This is a genomic window from Agromyces chromiiresistens (assembly GCF_029167465.1).
Lineage (GTDB): Bacteria > Actinomycetota > Actinomycetes > Actinomycetales > Microbacteriaceae > Agromyces > Agromyces chromiiresistens.
Window position 1 is genome coordinate 479,098 of sequence record NZ_JARFNL010000004.1, and the last position, 16,390, is coordinate 495,487.

Consider the following 16,390-nt stretch of genomic DNA (forward strand, 5'->3'; position numbering starts at 1 on the left):
GGGCGATGGATCTTCCCCGACTGCCCTCCGGGCTCATCAGGTTCGCCGACGTGCGCGATGCCGGGCTGCAACGGCGCCTCGCGGCCGAGGTGTCGGCCGGCCGCCTCGAACGGGTGCGACGCGGGTTCTACGCCGAAGCGCCCGCCGCGACGACGCCCGCCTGGCGGCGCGACGAACTGCGCCACCTGCACCTCGTGCACGGCGCCGCCGAGGCGATGCATGCTCCGGTGTTCACCGGGCTCTCGGCGCTCGCGCTGTTCGGGCTCCCGACCTACGGTCGCTGGCCGCACGAGGTCTCGGTGCTCTCGCCGGGTCCGACCGGATTCCGCCGTGGCGGGGTCGTCGGCGTGGGGGTGAGCCGGGCGCCGTCACTCGTTCGGGTCGGCGACCGGGTCGTCACCTCGGTCGAGTACACGCTGATCCAGGTGTGCCGCGTCGCGACGGTCGCGGCTGCGCTCGCCGCGGTGGATGCCGCGCTGTGGGTGCCGCGTCGGTCGTCGGGCGGTCCGCGAACGACCCTCGAGCGACTGCGGGCCGAGCATGAGCGCCTGCTGCCGTATCCGGGCAGCCGTCGCACCGAGGCCGTGCTCGAACGCGCGACCGCACGGGCCGAGACGGTCTTCGAGACGGCCAGCCGTCTCGTCATCGAGGAGTTCGGCTTCGAACCGCCCGTGCTGCAGCAGCGGTTCTGGCTCGGCGAACTCGGCACGACGGCCGACGTCGACTTCTGGTGGCCGTCGGTGCGCGCGATCGGCGAGGCCGACGGACGCGGCAAGTACCTGACCGTCGACGATCGGCGGGAGTCGGTCGGCCCCGGCGCCGCTGCCCAGCGCGTCATCCGGGAGAAGGACCGCGAGAACGCCCTGCGCCGACGGGCCGACGCCTTCGACCGGTGGGACTGGGGCGAGATGGTGCGCAAGCGCCCGCTCGAACAACGGCTGGCGGCGATGGGCGTGCCGCGGACGCGGCGCCGTCGTGCGCTGATCGGTCGCCCCGACGAGCCGGCCCTGCGCTCCACGCGCAGCCGCGCCCGCTGAGTCGGGTTCGGCACGCGGAACGAGGTTCGAACCCGACTCAGCGCGCCGAACCCGACTCAGCGCCGCGCGGGCACCCGACTCAGCGGAAGTTGGTGAACTGCAGCGCGACGTCGAGGTCCTTGCCCTTGAGCAGCGCCATCGTCGCCTGCAGGTCGTCGCGGCTCTTCGACGAGACGCGCAGCTCGTCGCCCTGGATCTGGCTCTTCACGCTCTTCGGCGCCTCGTCGCGGATGATCTTCGAGATCTTCTTCGCGTTCTCGCTGTCGATGCCGTTCTTGAGCGCGATCTCGATGCGGAACTCCTTGCCCGACGGGTAGGGCTCGCCCGTGTCGAGCGCACGCAGGGTGATGCCGCGCTTGATGAACTTCGACTCGACGACCTCGAGCACGGCCTTGACGCGCTCTTCGGTCTGGGCCTTCAGCAGCACCTTCTCGCCGCTCCACTCGACCGAGGCGCCGACGTTCTTGAAGTCGTAGCGCTGCTCGACCTCTTTTCGCGCCTGGTTGACGGCGTTCTCGGCCTCCATCTTGTCGACCTTGCTCACGATGTCGAACGTTGCATCTGCCATGCGCGCCAGTTTACCGAGGGGGCGGGCGGATGCCACGGGGTCGCCGCCGACGCTGACCCCCGAAAGCGGGGCCCGCCGACGGCTGTGGAAGCTGAGGAACTCCCATATTCTGGCGCTACCGATGTGGACCGGCGACGCCGCCTCCTCCGACCCGAACGAATGACCGACGCACAGGTTGCCACGACGGCGAAGGCCGGGGTGCGCCGACGTGCCCCGAGCGGTGGACGGCTTCGGGGGGAGCGTCGTGGCATCGAGGGCGTGCGCCGATGGATCGCGCGGCGGATGACGACGCGGTCTTCGCCAGATCGCTCCTCGATCTGTACGCCGACGCGCTGATCGAAGCCGGCGGCGGCGCCGATCCGCGCCCGCGACTGGCGGCGCGCATCGGCGTCGCGTTCGACGCCCGCGCGGTCGGGCACGTCCGCGTGCGCTACGCCCGCGACGGCGGCCGGGCGGTCGAGCCCGACCGCTCGGAGCTCTGCCTCTGGCGGCGCGAGACGTCGAAGCTCGCGTCGACGATCGAGATCGCCTTCCCCGAGCGGTTCCGCGGCGCCCGCATCGACGACGCCTGGTACGCCTCGACCGCGCGCCGCTTCATGCTCGACTGGCTCGCCACCCCGCACCTCGCCGAGCTGCCCGTGCTCGCCGATGCCGAGGGATTCGTCGTGGTGGTCGTCGCGACCGCGGGGCGACCCGACGAGCGCGAGGCGACCCGGCTCGGCGAACTGCGCCGCCACCTCGAGGTGTTCGAACGCACGTCGGCCGCGCTCGCCGTGGCGTCCGGCCACGGGCTCGGCGCCGCCGGGTCGTCGCCGGGGCCGCAGCCGCCGCGGCCCGCCGTCGACCCCGTCGACCCCGTCGACCCTGTCGAAACGGGCGCCCGCCGGCTGACCGCCCGCGAGCTCGAGGTGCTGCAGATGCTCGGCGACGGGCTGCTCGCCCGCACGATCGCGGCGCGCATGGGCGTCTCCGAGCGCACCGTGCACAAGCACCTCGGCAACGTCTACGAGAAGCTCGGCGTGCACGACCGGCTGCTGGCCGTGCGGCGAGCCGAGTCGCTCGGACTGCTCGGAGCGGGCGCCGTCGGGCGCGCGCCCATCGCGGGGGCGGAAGGGCGACGGCCCGCGCTACCACCGCCGGCCGCATCGGCATAGTGTCACAACTGCGTATTGTCGGGCGGTCGGCGCCGTCGTTCAATCGTGAACGTGAGGCATCACCTGATCCTGAAGATGCGCGAGCGGCTGCCCGAGCCGCCCGTCATTCCCGACTGGATCACGTTCATCGGCGACAAGACGCACGTCGTCACCTCGGTCGTCGCCGAGGTCGACGCCGTCCTCCACGAGGTGCGCCGCGAGTACTGGGTGACGCACGAGTACGTGCCCGCGATGGATGTCTGGACTCCCGCCGAGACGAAGCACGGGCTCGATCGCACGTACCGGATCATCTTCGACGACCTCGCCCCGCTGTCGGCCGACGTGCTCGCGCGCCTCTCCGCGCTGCGCTCGGTCGAACGCTGCAGCCAGCTCGTCGTCGCCGGCACCGACCTTCCGGTGCCCCAGCCCGCGACCGCGCTCGGCACGACCTCGTCGGCGGGCGATCAGATCGGCGTGCCGTTCGCCAACGCGATCACCCGCGGGCGACCCGACGTGCTCGTCGCGGTGCTCGACACCGGCGTCGACCTCGACCACCCCGAACTGCGCGGCACGATCGTCGCCGCAGCCGACTTCGTGAACCTCGAGGGGCTCGACACGAGCGGATTCGTCGGCGACGTGCTCGACGCCGACGCCGACCCCGAAGACGAGGTGGGCCACGGCACCCACGTCGCGGGCATCATCGCCGGGGCCGGTCGGGCGATGGAGCCCGGCGTCGCCCCCGACTGCCGGCTCATGGCCGTGCGAGTGCTCGCGACCATGCGCACCGCGACGGGGTTCCAGGGCGCCGGGATCGTCGACAACATCAACCCGGCGCTCAAGTGGTGCGTCGACCGGGGCGCCGACGTCGTCAACATGAGCGTCGGCATCCGGCACACCGGTGGCGGCCTCCCGCACGCCGACGTCGTGCGCTACGCGCAGAGCCGCGGGGTGACCGTCGTCGCAGCGAGCGGCAACGACGGGGCTCCGACCAAGTACTACCCGGGAGCGCTGCCGGGCGTGATCGCCGTCGCCGCGTGCGACGACGCGGGGGCGGTCGCCGGCTTCAGCTCCTACGGCGCCGACATCACCGTCACGGCCCCGGGCGTGCGGATCCTCAGCTCGTTCGCGAGCGGCCGCTACGCCGTCGCCTCCGGCACCTCGCAGGCCGCACCTCACGTGGCCGGCGCCGTCGCGCTCATGAAGTCGTACGCGCGCGACCACGGGTTCGACCTCGACGCCGACACCGTGCTGCGCGTGCTCCGCGAGACATCCGACCGCATCGACGCCCGCCCGCGCAACCCGCACGCGGGCTACGGGCGCATCAACCTGACCGACGCATTCAAGTGGCTGGGGCGCGCCCGGCGGTGAACGCCGCCCGCGCCAGGTCGCACGCACCGAGGAGACCGCAATGCCGTACACGCTCAGCTCCCTGAACGCCGACGGGAAGTCCGCGCCGAGCGGGTTCCGCATCAAGCGCACGCTCGCGACCGTGCAGGGGTACCAGGCCGCAGTCGACCAGAAGGTCGCCGCGCAGCTCGCCGAACTCGACGGGTTCCTCCAGAAGGCGATCGTCGAACCCGGCGACGAGGCGCTCGACACGGTGCGCGAGTGGGTCGAGCGCCCGCTCACCCCGCGCCGGTCGGCGGCGATCGGCGTCGGCCGGTGGGCCGAGGACAGCCTCGTCAGCGCACTGCGGGCGAACAAGCCGGGCGCGGGCGAACGCACGATCGGCGAGGTGCTCGACGGCGAGACCGACCTCACCGACCTGCGCTACGAGCTCGACGACGAGCTCGACGCCCGGTGGTCGACGCTCGACTTCGACGTGCGCACCGTGCTCGCGTACGAGGGGATCCGCGACCTGGTCTTCGCCCGCGCCTACCTCGTCTACGGCATCCGGCAGCGCACGAGCCTCATCAACTTCGTCGTCTCGCACCGCGACGGCGCGCGCGACGTCGTCGCGTACGCCACCGTCGGAGCCGCGCGCGACCTCGTGCAGGAAGCTCAGCTTCGCGTGCCGAAGCTCGACGACGACGACAGCACGGTCGTCACCGCCATCCTGGCGCGGGCGCCGAAGCTCTCGGTCGACTCGTTCAAGGCCATCGTGCTCGACGTGGTCGGCGACCGCCTCGAGCACGACAAGTACGCGGGGCTCATCGCCGCCTCGGGCGTGAAGGACGTGCCGCCCGAGCTCGTGCCGACGCTCGTCGAGTACCTCAAGACCTCGCACATCGCGGTGACGAAGGAGAACGCGCCGTACATGGTGCCCATGTACCTCGCGAAGGCGGCGACGAGCGGCGCGATGCCGAGCGCCGGCCCCGACGACCCGTTCGCCGTGACGTTCTACGGCGACGACGCCGCAGCCCGGTCGGTGAACTCGGCGGCCGTGCGCTGCGCGGCGCAGCTCTTCTACGTCATGACGCTCGGTGACGAGCTCGGCGTGTTCGACGCGGTGCGGTACTTCACCTCGACGTACCTCTTCCACGACGGGTTCGCCGTCGAGGACCCGGTGCTCCGCAAGGACCTCGAGGACTACGTCTTCTCGAACCGGTTCCCGGTGCTCGACCCGCGCAGCGGCACGACCGACAAGGTCGACGCGACCCGCGAGCCGATGCGGCGGGCGTACTACCGCCAGGTCTTCGACCTCGGCAAGGCGCCGACGCCGGCCGACGCCCCCGCGAACGAGGAGTTCGGCCGGCTCTGGAAGATCCTCATCCTCGAGTCGGCCCGCTACCTCGAGCGCGCCCAGGTGAGCCCGCACCCCGACAACTTCGTGTCGAGGCAGAACGTCATGCAGGCCGTCGAGGACCTGCAGTACAACCTCTCGACGAGCTGCGTCGGCCTCGCGACGGTGATGACCCCGATGATGAACGCCGAGCTCGACTTCGTCATCACCCGCATCCTGGGCCACGAGGAGATCCGCTCGCACCTCGTGCCGGCCGGAGGCTCCTGGCTCAAGGTCATCGAGAAGCTCGCGGCGACCCGCGGCCAGCGGGCGCGGGCCAGCGTGCTCAACAACAAGGCGCGGCTGGGGCACGCACTGCTCACCTCGATCGCCGAGTACACGCCGTCGGCCTTCGAGCAGGACGAGGCGTTCTCGCGATTCATCTCGAACGTCGACGCGTTCATCACGACGCAGAGCATCCTGCAAGAGGATGCCTCGGAGCACGGCGACGACGAGGCCGAGGCCGGCGGCGGGTCGGGCCCGCTGCCCGGGATGCCGTCGATTCCCGACCTTCCCGGCATGCCGGACCTCGGCGGAATGCCCGGCATGCCGTCGTTCGGTTCGCCGCCGACCGGCGCACCGGGCACCGGGGCGGGCGCACCGGCCTCCGGCGACGACTGGGACTTCTGAGCTCCGGGTGAGCCGGCACGGAAACGGAGCAGAGCATGAACGAGAGCACGCGGCCCTCCGATGCGGAGATCCTGCAGCTGGCCCGAGCCACCGCCGTCGAGGTGCTCGCGCCGAGCGGGCCCTTCCAGGCGATGTCGCTGGCCGACCAGCAGAGCGTCTACCTCTCCCTCGTCGAGGAGGAGATCGATCGCGAACGCGCCCGCCGGGGTCTCGCCCCGCGCGACGTCGCCAAGGCGATGGCGACCGACTCGGGCGAGGAGATGGGCTTCGAGGGGTACCGCCCGGGATTCGAGGGCTCGACCGAGGCGTTCAACGAACTCGTCGACAGCGTCGACTTCCCGCAGTTCGTCGCCGACCTGATGAAGGCGGTGTTCAACGCGAACCTGAAGGTCATGAAGGAGCAGACCGACTCGTACATCAAGCTCATGAAGGAGGCGACGAAGTCGACCGCCGACTTCATCACCAAGATCAAGGACGACGAGTCGTTCCTGAAACTCGCCGAGACGCGGGGGGCGCAGTACGGCGTCACGACCGAGCGCGCCGCCGACGGCTCGCAGAAGATGGCGCTCACCACGCCCGAGGGCGACAAGGTCGACCCCGAGGACTCCGAGGTGAAGCGGCACATCCTCGAGGCGAAGATCAACATGGCCAAGGAGCACCGCGCCGCACTGCGCGAGGTGCTGCTCATGGGCGTCACCCGGCTCGTGGTCGAGAAGGGCGTCATCGAGGCGGGCGTGGAGTTCATGATCACCGCGAACCGCAAGTCGCAGGCGTCGCACCAGGACCAGAACGTCAACGTCGTCAACGTCGAGGCGTCGTACGACCCGCCCCTCGGCGGCCTCTTCGGCGGCCCGAGCGGCAGCATGAGCATGACGAACACGAACATCCAGGTGAACACCTCGCAGAAAGAGGCGACCGACACGCTGTCGGCCAAGCTCACCGGCAAGGTGAACATCCAGTTCAAGACCGACTACTTCAAGCTCGACAACTTCGCGACCATGTACGCCGACGGCGGCGTCGCGGCGCTGCCGCCCGGGCAGGGCGCCGCCCCCGGCGCCGCACCGGGAGGGGCGGCCCCCGCCCGCCGATAGGGGCGACCGCTCATGGCGCTGGCACTGCTTCGGGAGGAGGACGGTGATGGGCAGGCACGGGTCTTCGAGATCGACACGGGCACGAGCCCGTACTTCCGGGTGCTGCTCGGCACCCAGGTGCGCACCGTCGACGGGGTCGTCGTGCTCGACGGCCCGTACTGGCGCAGCGAATGGCGTCGCAATCCCCGCGCCGGGCGTCATCTCGACACCCGCACCCGGTACCTTCTCGAGGAGTCGGCGGTCACCGAGCCGCGCAGCCTCGTGCAGGTGCAGAGCGCCGCGGCGCCCGACGGTCGCGCACCCGCATTCTCGCGGCCGGTGCGGCTGGGCGCTTTCGTCGACGCGCCGGGCGACGACGACCGCGTCGACGCTTGGGGCAGCGCTCCCGAATCGGGGTTCGCGATGAGCGCGTCGTCGAGCGAGCCGGCGCCGGTCGGCGCACCGGGCGCGGCGCCGATGCCGCGCAGCGCCCGCACCGCGGTCGCGACCTGCAGCGCACGCGAGACGTACAGCCGGCCCGCGTCGATGGACGACCTGCTCGGCACGCTCGTGCGCGTCGCGGGGCCCGTGCTGCAGCAGCTGCTCGGCCCGGGCGGCGCCGGCGGTGCGTCGGGCACCGGCGGCGACGCATCCGCCCTCTCGCCCGACACGCTCGCGCAACTGCTGCGCAGCGTGCTCGGGGCCGTCGCGTCGCCCGCGACAGGGGCGGCGGCTGCGGCGCCGGTCTCGCCGGTGCCGGCTCCGTCGGCGACGGCACCGGCGACGGCGGATGCCTCGGCGGCCCACGCCGCGCCCGCGCCCGCGGCGCCGGGCGCCGACCTCTTCGCGACGCCGCACGACCCGGTTCCGGCCGGCGGCGACCTGTTCGCCACGCCCGAGTCGATGCGCATCGACTGGGGCGTCGCACCGGCGCGCGCCATGATCGCCGGCATCGACGACGCGATCCTCGCGGGGCTCGCGGGCTCGGTGCTCAGCGCACTCCCGCAGCTCGTGAACGCGGCTGCGGCGCAACGCGCCCAACGTCGTACCGACCACCTGCGGCTCGTGACCGAGGTGCTCGGCTCGGCCGATCGCATGCGGCTGCTGCAGTTGCTCGCAGCGGCGGCGCCGGGCGGTGGAGGAGCGACCGGCGCCGCGTCGGGCGGCGACGGCGCCGCGACCGGCGCCGCGGGGAGCCCGGGCGGCGAGTCGGTCGACGCGATCGAAGAGCTCCGCCGCCTGCTCGGTGCCGCCCCGGCGGTCGCCGCGCCGAGCGGCACCCCGGCGGCCGCGGCCGCACCCGCCGCAAGCGCCGCCGCGCCCCCCGCGGCTTCAACGGGTCCCGCGCCGGGCGCGGTGAGCGGCACCTCGAGCCTCGACGGCACGCGCACGACCACGGCGGCGACCACCGCCACCGCGAGCCGGGCCGTGCTCGCGCCGGTGCTCGCCCCGCCGCTGCCGCGGCTCGGCGGCCCGCGCCCCGTGTTCGCCGCCGGGCAGGCGGTCACGCTGCGGTTCCGGCTCGACGTCGGCACCGACGGCCCGACGACGCCGCTGCCGCGAGCCGTGCTCGACGTCGCGATCGGCGAGCCGGGCGGGAGCACGAGGCTCGTCGAGCGGACGCAGCGGCTCACCGGCCTCGCGCCGGGCACGCCGATCAGCGTGGCCCTGACCCCTGCCGAGCTCGCCGCGTTGCCGCACGAGGTCGACCTCGAGGTCACCGCGTCGCTCCGCTGGCCGGGCCGGAGCAGCGTCTACCAGGCGTCGAGCGCGACGCGCATCGTGCTCGGGGCCGTGCGCAGCGTGCGGGCGCGCGGCGGCGTCGCGGGTGAGCCGAGGGAGCTCACCGACATGGCCAGGTTCCGGTCGTTCTGGAACCGCGTATGGGCGAGCACCGACGCCGACGACGGCGAGCTGCCCCTGTGGGGGTTCGACGCCGCGACCCGGTACTCCGTCGTCCTCACCGCCGCCGACCGGGGCAACGGGCTCATGCAGACCCGCTCCGAGCTGAGGCCGCAGGGCGAGGGGGTTCGCCGGCTCACCGCCGGGCGGTTCAAGGCCGGCCTCGAGGTCAGCGTGCACGAGCTCAACGCGCTGCTCCCGCTCTGGGACGGCGGGCAACCGCTCGCCCCGGAGGTCGTGGCGGCGTTCGCCGCGCCGGCCTGGCTCGCGGCGCAGGGCGGCGACGCGGTCGCGAACGTGCGGTTCGAGGGCCGCCGCAACACCCGCGGCGTGCTGTGGGCCGTGCCGGTGCTCGGGCTGCGGAGCTTCACCCTCGCTTCGGCGACCGAGGTCGACCCCTACGGGCAGGTGCTCGCGACCGCCGACGAGGAGGTGCGGTTCCCGGTGATCGAGGCCGTCCGGCTGCTCGGCCTCGCCGCGTCGGTCGACGAGGAATCGGCCGAGCCCACCGCGTCGGGCTACGCCTTCGACGGGTACGAGGTCGTGTTCGAGACGAAGGCCGGGCTCGAGCCCGCGTCGGCCGTGATCGACGGGAGCGCATGATGGACGAGGCGTTCGTGCCGCTGCACGAGATGCTGCCCGGGCTGCTGCCGCTCGCGCCGCCGATCGACGACCGCGAGGCGGGAGTGCGCACGACCATCGTCGGCTGCGAGGTCGAGACGCCGATCGAGCTCGACCTCACGGTGCGCGGCTCCTCGATCGAGATCGGCATGGTGCCCCCGCTTTACCACGTCGCGACCGCCGACCTCCCGGTGTTCCACGCCATCCGCATCGTCGTCGAGCAGGAGCCGGACGATGGCTGAGAACTCGCCGTGGCGCCTCGAGGACTTCGTGGACTCGCTCGTCGTCGAGCTCGACAAGACCCGCGAGACGCTCGCCGTGAAGGCGATCAACAAGCCCCTGAGCTACTCGGTGAAGGAGGTTGCGCTCGACGTGAACGCCTTCCCGAGCTACGCCGACGGCTCCGTACGGTTCGTCACCGCGCAGCCCGGCGAGGAGGGCGCGTCGAAGCTCACGATCCAGCTGAACTCGATCACCGACCAGCAGGTGCGGGCCAGCACGAAGGCGCGCGGCACCGCGCCGGTCGACGCGATCGACCCGCTCGAGGTCGACGAGCAGACGCGCACCAAGCTGCGCCGCATCGGCGTCAACTCGCTCGACGACCTCAAGGAGCTCGAGGCGCGCAAGGTCGACCTGGGCGCGGTCACCGACTCCGAGATCGACTACAGCCAGATCGCGCGCAAGATCCAGCAGTCTCGGCGCAGCAAGTCGGCGCCGTCGATCGACGGGGTCAGCCTGTCGCAGTCCGAGGGCGGAACGGTGCTCCTGCTCGAGGGGCGCAACTTGGCCGTCGACGCCTCGTTCGAGCCGGTCGCCGTGCTGAACGGCGAGCTCGTCGAGGTGCTGTCGCGGGGGCCGGCGCACCTGAGCCTGCTCCTCGACGAGGAGCATCCGCTCACCGCCGACAACGAGGTGGTCGTGACGTTCGACCAGTTCGCCGTCGTCCGAGTCAACGTGAGGGCGTGAGGGTCATGTATTCGAGACCGCAGAGCAGGGACGCCGACTTCGCGCGGCTGTTGCGTTCGAGCTACGCGAGCGGGCGACCGCCGGCACCGGCGCGGCGGAGCCGGGCCGTGACGCTCTCCGTCGACCCCGGCACCGAGGTGATGGAACAGGGCGGGCAGCCCTTCGAGGAGTACGTCGTCGAGCGCGGAGAGCCCGTGCCGGCACCGCTCGCCACGCCACCCGCGGCGCCGGGCGCCCCGGCTGCGGCACCAGCGACCCCGGATGCCTCGGCGTCGACGCCGCCCGCACCCGCCGACACCGTCCGCACCCCCGAGGCGCCGGTCGCACCCGACCCGTACGCCGCGGCGACCGTGCCGACTCCGTCTTCGGCGACGCCGACGTCGCCCTCTGCGCCCGCCGCTCCGCCGTCGGTGGAGACGCCGGCGCCGGGCGGGGCGTCGCCGTCGGTCGCGCCGTCGCCCGCCGCCGCCCCGTCGGCGTCCGCTCCCGCGCCGACGGCCGCCGAGCCGCTCCCGGCACCGCCGGCGCTGCCGGAGACATCCTCACCCGAACCCGCGTTCGCGCCCTCGAAGCCGAGCGTCGCCGAAGACGACCTCGCGGCCGACATGCAGGCCATCCTCACCGGCCGCAAGGTGTTCGACCCGTCGATGGGCGGCATGCGCGACCGCGACGGCTCGCCGCCCCCGCCCCCGCCACCCGTCGACCCGGCCAAGAACGAGCAGGCGATCTTCGACCGCATCGCCGAGAGCATGGCCTACGCGAACAGCTTCGACCTCGGCAGCGTCGAGCTGCAGCGCCGGTTCGACCGCTTCGACGAGGAGGCGTCGCGACGTGGTGCGCCCGCGCCCGGCACCGCCGCCGCACGACGCGCGCAGGCCGCGGCCGGGCCCGTGCATGCCGGACAGCGCGAGTTCATCGAGGACCTCTCCGCGATCGACGACACGCGCGCGGCCGCTCCCGCAGCGCCGGCGCAGGCGACCCCGGTGTGGGGCGCGCTCGGCGCGGCCACCGATCGCGGCGCGTCGGTGCGGCTCGGCGACGTCGGCCGCCTCGCCGGCCCCGACCTCAGCCGGCCGTTCTTCGACACGGGGGAGCACGTGCGCTCCGGCGACGACGTCGGCACGGTGCCGCTGCGCATCGCGAACGTCGACTTCACGTACGGCGACCTCGTCGCGATGCCCGACTTCTTCGAGAACCCCGCCGACCTGCTCGGCGCCTCCGAGCGCGAGCTCACCGCGCTGCGCGGCCACATCCGACGCAGCGCGGCGCACTACCGCACGAGCACCGGGAACGACCCAGTGACCGAGACCGACTGGTCGACGGCGACGGGCGGGCGCTACCTGCGCCTCGCGGCGACGAACTACACGCACTTCGCGCCGCCCTCGGTCATCGAGGTGAGCTTCCCGCAGGCGCACGGCGACAACCGGGCGCGCTACGCCGAACTGCACCAGCAGGCCCTGCGTGAGTCGCAGCGGCTGCATCTCGCGAACCCGAGCGGTACGCCGACCCTCGAGAGCGCCCTCATCGTCAATGCGTTCGCCGACCACTTCCTGACCGACGCGTTCGCATCGGGTCACCTCGTCAACAAGGAGGTCGTGATCGACGCGTTCCGGCGCGAGTTCTACCACGGCAGCAGCCTCAACGCCGCCGGGCAGGCGTTCTTCACCCGCGTCGCGAACCGCGCATTCACCGGCGAGGTCGCCCGCCGGTTCAGCGAGCTCGAGCAGGCCGACCCGACCATCGGCATCGGCGGTGTCGGCTGGCACGCCAACATCAACAGCGCGTCGCGGTTCGCGACGCTGCTGCAGCGCGCCGCCGAGCAGGAACCGGAGAAGATCGCCAACGTCGCGGTCAAGGCACTGCACGACCATCTCAACAGCACCGGTGTGATGGTCGGCAACAACGCCGGGGCGGTCCCGTGGCGCCTGCACGGCGACGAGGCGCTCGAGTCGTCGACGCTCGCGGTGATGAAGCAGGCCGTCGCGCAGTCGGTCGCCGACCTGCGCGATCCCGCGATCCTCGCCTCCGGAGCCGACCTCGGCGCGCTCGTCGACCGGGTCTGGCGCTTCACGCCCGAACCGACCTCGGCCGGGCTCACCGTCCTGCGCACGGCGTTGCAGACGTACACGACGCCGGGCTCGACCGTGCTCAGCAACGCGGCCGCCGACCTCATCACCGCGCAACTCGACCAGCTCATCGCCGAACTCGTCGGCGGCGGCCACCTGCGCCGAGCCTGACGCAGCCGGAAGGAACGATCATGCCAACCGCATTCGCCGCCGCACCGGGACGGCGTCCCGGTGTCGGCTGGGCGCGCGCCCAGAGCGCCGCCGACCGCCAGCTCGTCGTGCTCATCGAGAACGGCGGCATCGACCTCGGCATCCCCGACCTGGTCGACCGCGTGATCCGCGCCGTGCCCGGCGCCGACACCGTGCTCTCCGATGCGATGCGGGCCCGGCTCGTCGCCGCCGTCGAAGACGGCCTGCGCCGCGCCACCGACACCCTGATCGAGTCGGCCGAACTCGCCGTGCAGCAGTTCGGCGCGGCCAAGCCCGACGTCTACGGCGAGGTCACGGTGCTGCGCGACTCCACGGCGACGTTCGCCGAGCTCCGATCGACGCTCTTCGACGCCACGCGAGCGGGCCGCGTCGTCGACCTGCTGATCCTGACGCACGGCAACGAGGGCCGCTACATCGATGCGGAGGGCCGCGTCGACGCCGATCGGGTCCGCTCGTTGCGCACCGAGTTCGGCGGACCGCTCAACCTGCGCAGCGTCTACATGATGAACTGCGTCGGCTCGAGCCTCAACGGCGCCTGGCTGCACGTCGGCGCCCGCACGAGCGTCGGCACGCACGCGAACAACTACCTGCCCGAGCCGACGACGCACTTCTTCTGGACGGCGTGGAAGGGCGGCGCCACCTTCGAGGCCGCCGCGACCGGCGCCTATCGCAGCGCGATCGCCAGCATGAACGGCATCGTGCGCGGCCTGATCGCCGCCCTGCCGTTCCCGGCGTCGCTGCTGGCCGGCCAGGTCGACTTCGCCGAGTGGGACTTCGTTCGCGACAGCCGACCCGAGGTCGTCGGCGCCGGCGCGCTGACCGTCTCGACCGACACGCTTCCCGCGCCGACGGCTTCGGCTCAGTCGATGCTCATGACCACGGTGCTGTCGGCGCCGACCGGCGACCGCCGCCGGCCCGCCGCCCGAGCCGGGAGCCGATGGTCGGGGTCGCTGTCGGTCGCCCGCGCGGTGTCGCCGGCCGGCCGGGCGTTCGTCACCCGCTGGGAGCGCCCGTTGCTGCCGCCCGGCGACGCAGGCGATGCGGAACTGGCCCGGCGGATCGCCTCGGCCGAGGACTTCATCTCGCTGAAGATCGCGCACCCTCTCGCACAGCACCAGGTCGACGCCATCGTGAGCTTCGCGTGCGGCATCGGCTCGCACGCCTTCAGCCGTTCGGCGGTGCTGCGCCTGCTGGAGGACGGGCGTCTCGACGAGGTGCCCGTCGAGATCGCCAAGTGGGTGCGGGTGCGCAGCCCCCAGGGCGTCGTCGACAGCGCGGCGCTCGCCGAGCGCCGGCGCGCCGAGTCCGAGCTGTTCACGGGGGCGGTCGCCCTCGCGGTGCCGGCCTCGCGCGAGGTGCGCGAGTACGCCTACCAGCAGAACCCGGCCGCGCTGCTGACCGCCGCCGAGGCGATCCAGGTGGGCCTCGCCGCGGCGTCGATCGTGCAGACCCAGGTCAACGCGTTCCCCGGCGGCACGCTCTCGGTGAGCTACGACAAGCAGCAGCGGCTGCTGACCCCCGAGGCGCGGCTGCAGATGCCGGGCGCGATGCGACCGAAGCACGCGTTCACGCGCGAGCTGTTCCGGTTCCCGCAGATCAGGGTCGGCACCGCCCACGCCACGCTCACCGTCTCGTGGGAGGGCAACGACTACGGCGAGATGTCGACGCCGATCGTCTCGCGCGACCTGTCGGAGACGAGCGACTGGTCGCACTCCTCGGCGAGCATGGTCATCACGGCCGTGAACCGGATCCCGACCGGCACCGACCCTCGATCGTGGCCGCTGAGCTACCACTACGAGGGGGCGTTCGACCCGGTCGGCAACGGCGACTGGGAGTTCGTCGGCGACTTCGAGCTCAACGCATTCGGCGGTATCCGCTTCACGCGCCACGAGGTCGTCTCGCGCTCGCTCATCGACTCGGCGCTCAGCGTCAACCCGTCGGCGTGGCGCGGCTCCGACGTGACGGTCCCGGTTCCCACGATCCCCGACGACCAGGCCGCCTACCTCCGTGCGCACGTGCCGTCATGAGCGGGGGCGACGCGGTCGAGTGACCGAGGCCCGGCGGAACGCTACTCGGGCGGCCGCGCCGTCGACGAGCGCACGCGCAGCTCGTACGGCAGCGGCGTCGCCGCCGGTGCGGGGGCGTCGCCGGTCGCGGGCTCGAGCTCGTCCATGAGGATCTCGGCGGCGTGCTCGCCCTGCAGCCGGGGGAACTGCGCGACCGTCGTCAGCCCGAAGAAGTCGGCGAGGTCGTGGTCGTCGATGCCGACGACCGACACGTCGCGCGGCACGACGAGGCCGAGGTCGCGCGCGGCGAGAATCGAGCCGATCGCCATCTCGTCGGAGGCCGCGAAGATCGCGGTCGGCCGGTCGTGCGGGGCGCCGAGCAACTGCTTCGTCGCGTGGTACCCGCCGCGAATGGTGAAGTCGGCCGGCGCGAACAGGCGCCCGTCGGGCTCGACGCCCGCGTCGCGCAGCGCCCCCTCGTAGCCGAGGCGCCGGTTCGTCGGCAGGTGGAAGTCGACGTCGAACTCGAGGTCGCCGCCGATGTGCGCGATGCGCCGGTGGCCGAGGCCGATGAGGTGCTCGGTCGCGAGGCGGGCGACCGCGACGTCGTCGATCGTGAGCGTGCGCACGCCGGGGATCGGCCCGCCGACGCCGACGAGCGGCTTGCCGAGCTCGTGCAGCCGGGCCACTTCGGGCTCGGTGAGCTCGAGCGACACCGCGATGACCGCGTCGACCCGCTGTCGCAGCAGGAAGTGCTCGAACACGCTCGCGCGCTCCTGCCCGTCGCCCGAGAGGTTGTAGAGCGTGAGGTCGTAGCCGTGCCGCAGCAGCGCCTGCTGCGCGCCCTCGAGCACCGACGAGAAGAACCAGCGGTTCAAGAACGGGATGACGACGCCGATGTTGCGCGTCCGGCCCGACGCGAGCGACGAGGCGTTCGACGACACGACGTAGCCGAGCCGCGCGGCGGCGTCGAGCACCTTCGCCTTCGACGCGGCCGACACGTGGCCGCGGCCGCTGAGCGCGCGCGACACGGTCGCGGTCGACACTCCCGCGAGCTTCGCGACCTCTTCGATGCCGGCCATGGCCCCTCATTCTCCGGCCCCGCCGAGCCCGTCGTCATGAGAAATCCTATCGGGCGAGGGAGGTCGGCGACCGGCCCCGACCCGGGCGCCGTGCGGCGCGCCGCCCCCGGCCCGAGGCATCCATGCGGTAAGAATGCCGGGTCAGGGCTGGCTCGTGGGGTGGCGGCATGCCATCGCACGAACATGAAGGGAAACGCAGAAACCATGAAGTTGGTCAAGCGCATACTCCTCGGCCTCGTCGTGGTCTTCGCCGCGTTCTACCTGATCACGCGCCCCGAGGACGCGGCCACCGCGGTGCAGGGCGCCGTCGACGCCGTGTTCAACGCCGTCGGCTCGATCGGCACGTTCTTCATGTCGCTCGTCTCCTAGCACGGAGC

Annotated in this window: 14 protein-coding genes; 11 read left to right on the forward strand and 3 right to left on the reverse strand. The window is 72.6% G+C overall.

Annotation, left to right across the window (positions count from 1 at the left end; genetic code table 11):
* The first annotated feature begins 5 nt into the window (after positions 1-5).
* Positions 6-1,037, forward strand: coding sequence for a hypothetical protein (locus PX701_RS09625; RefSeq protein WP_275506155.1), 1,032 nt, complete (start codon positions 6-8; stop codon positions 1,035-1,037).
* 79 nt (positions 1,038-1,116) lie between these two features.
* On the opposite strand, the gene PX701_RS09630 is transcribed toward PX701_RS09625, so the two are convergent.
* The gene (locus tag PX701_RS09630; protein ID WP_231428794.1) at positions 1,117-1,605 is read right to left on the reverse strand and encodes a YajQ family cyclic di-GMP-binding protein; all 489 of its coding nucleotides are present in this window, start codon (positions 1,603-1,605) and stop codon (positions 1,117-1,119) included.
* Between the two features lie 266 nt (positions 1,606-1,871).
* Between PX701_RS09630 and PX701_RS09635 the strand changes: the two genes are divergently transcribed.
* Genes PX701_RS09635 through PX701_RS09665 form a run of 7 tightly spaced genes read left to right on the forward strand, consistent with a single transcriptional unit; the run spans position 1,872 to position 10,649 of the window.
* Entirely contained in the window at positions 1,872-2,759 is an 888-nt protein-coding gene (locus PX701_RS09635) for a helix-turn-helix transcriptional regulator (RefSeq protein ID WP_275506156.1), read from the forward strand.
* Between the two features lie 51 nt (positions 2,760-2,810).
* Complete coding sequence (locus tag PX701_RS09640; protein WP_275506157.1) at positions 2,811-4,106, forward strand: S8 family peptidase; 1,296 nt, start codon at positions 2,811-2,813, stop codon at positions 4,104-4,106.
* Between the two features lie 40 nt (positions 4,107-4,146).
* Entirely contained in the window at positions 4,147-6,090 is a 1,944-nt protein-coding gene (locus PX701_RS09645; RefSeq protein WP_275506158.1) for a hypothetical protein, read from the forward strand.
* A 35-nt stretch (positions 6,091-6,125) separates the two neighbouring features.
* Entirely contained in the window at positions 6,126-7,181 is a 1,056-nt protein-coding gene (locus PX701_RS09650) for a hypothetical protein (RefSeq protein WP_231428790.1), read from the forward strand.
* A gap of 12 nt (positions 7,182-7,193) precedes the next feature.
* Positions 7,194-9,665, forward strand: coding sequence for a hypothetical protein (locus PX701_RS09655; protein WP_275506159.1), 2,472 nt, complete (start codon positions 7,194-7,196; stop codon positions 9,663-9,665).
* The gene (locus PX701_RS09660) at positions 9,665-9,925 is read left to right on the forward strand and encodes a hypothetical protein (protein ID WP_231428788.1); all 261 of its coding nucleotides are present in this window, start codon (positions 9,665-9,667) and stop codon (positions 9,923-9,925) included. Before PX701_RS09655 ends, PX701_RS09660 begins: the two co-directional genes overlap by 1 nt.
* Positions 9,918-10,649, forward strand: coding sequence for a hypothetical protein (locus PX701_RS09665; protein ID WP_275506160.1), 732 nt, complete (start codon positions 9,918-9,920; stop codon positions 10,647-10,649). Before PX701_RS09660 ends, PX701_RS09665 begins: the two co-directional genes overlap by 8 nt.
* Before the next feature lie 61 nt (positions 10,650-10,710).
* Here the strand turns inward: PX701_RS09665 and PX701_RS09670 are convergent, their stop codons facing one another.
* Positions 10,711-11,256: a hypothetical protein gene (locus tag PX701_RS09670; RefSeq protein ID WP_275506161.1), complete on the reverse strand. Its 546-nt coding sequence runs from the start codon at positions 11,254-11,256 to the stop codon at positions 10,711-10,713.
* Here PX701_RS09670 and PX701_RS09675 point away from each other — a divergent pair.
* Positions 11,255-12,886, forward strand: coding sequence for a hypothetical protein (locus PX701_RS09675; protein WP_275506162.1), 1,632 nt, complete (start codon positions 11,255-11,257; stop codon positions 12,884-12,886). The two genes, PX701_RS09670 and PX701_RS09675, sit on opposite strands and share 2 nt — an antisense overlap.
* A gap of 20 nt (positions 12,887-12,906) precedes the next feature.
* Positions 12,907-14,952, forward strand: a complete 2,046-nt coding sequence (locus PX701_RS09680; RefSeq protein ID WP_275506163.1) for a glycoside hydrolase family protein — start codon at positions 12,907-12,909, stop codon at positions 14,950-14,952.
* A 41-nt stretch (positions 14,953-14,993) separates the two neighbouring features.
* On the opposite strand, the gene PX701_RS09685 is transcribed toward PX701_RS09680, so the two are convergent.
* Positions 14,994-16,013, reverse strand: coding sequence for a LacI family DNA-binding transcriptional regulator (locus PX701_RS09685; protein ID WP_275506164.1), 1,020 nt, complete (start codon positions 16,011-16,013; stop codon positions 14,994-14,996).
* Positions 16,014-16,217: 204 nt separating this feature from the next.
* Here PX701_RS09685 and PX701_RS09690 point away from each other — a divergent pair, with 204 nt between their 5' ends.
* Complete coding sequence (locus PX701_RS09690) at positions 16,218-16,382, forward strand: hypothetical protein (protein WP_231428782.1); 165 nt, start codon at positions 16,218-16,220, stop codon at positions 16,380-16,382.
* Positions 16,383-16,390 lie beyond the last annotated feature (8 nt).

Excerpts from the sequence above, each read along its gene's own strand:
- PX701_RS09675 (WP_275506162.1), top strand. The coding sequence starts at position 11,255 with ATGCAGGCCATCCTCACCGGCCGCAAGGTGTTCGACCCGTCGATGGGC.
- PX701_RS09635 (WP_275506156.1), top strand. The coding sequence starts at position 1,872 with ATGGATCGCGCGGCGGATGACGACGCGGTCTTCGCCAGATCGCTCCTC.
- PX701_RS09655 (WP_275506159.1), top strand. The coding sequence starts at position 7,194 with ATGGCGCTGGCACTGCTTCGGGAGGAGGACGGTGATGGGCAGGCACGG.
- PX701_RS09680 (WP_275506163.1), top strand. The coding sequence starts at position 12,907 with ATGCCAACCGCATTCGCCGCCGCACCGGGACGGCGTCCCGGTGTCGGC.
- PX701_RS09665 (WP_275506160.1), top strand. The coding sequence starts at position 9,918 with ATGGCTGAGAACTCGCCGTGGCGCCTCGAGGACTTCGTGGACTCGCTC.
- PX701_RS09645 (WP_275506158.1), top strand. The coding sequence starts at position 4,147 with ATGCCGTACACGCTCAGCTCCCTGAACGCCGACGGGAAGTCCGCGCCG.
- PX701_RS09650 (WP_231428790.1), top strand. The coding sequence starts at position 6,126 with ATGAACGAGAGCACGCGGCCCTCCGATGCGGAGATCCTGCAGCTGGCC.
- PX701_RS09625 (WP_275506155.1), top strand. The coding sequence starts at position 6 with ATGGATCTTCCCCGACTGCCCTCCGGGCTCATCAGGTTCGCCGACGTG.
- PX701_RS09685 (WP_275506164.1), bottom strand. The coding sequence starts at position 16,013 with ATGGCCGGCATCGAAGAGGTCGCGAAGCTCGCGGGAGTGTCGACCGCG.
- PX701_RS09670 (WP_275506161.1), bottom strand. The coding sequence starts at position 11,256 with ATGTCGGCCGCGAGGTCGTCTTCGGCGACGCTCGGCTTCGAGGGCGCG.
- PX701_RS09660 (WP_231428788.1), top strand. The coding sequence starts at position 9,665 with ATGGACGAGGCGTTCGTGCCGCTGCACGAGATGCTGCCCGGGCTGCTG.
- PX701_RS09690 (WP_231428782.1), top strand. The coding sequence starts at position 16,218 with ATGAAGTTGGTCAAGCGCATACTCCTCGGCCTCGTCGTGGTCTTCGCC.
- PX701_RS09630 (WP_231428794.1), bottom strand. The coding sequence starts at position 1,605 with ATGGCAGATGCAACGTTCGACATCGTGAGCAAGGTCGACAAGATGGAG.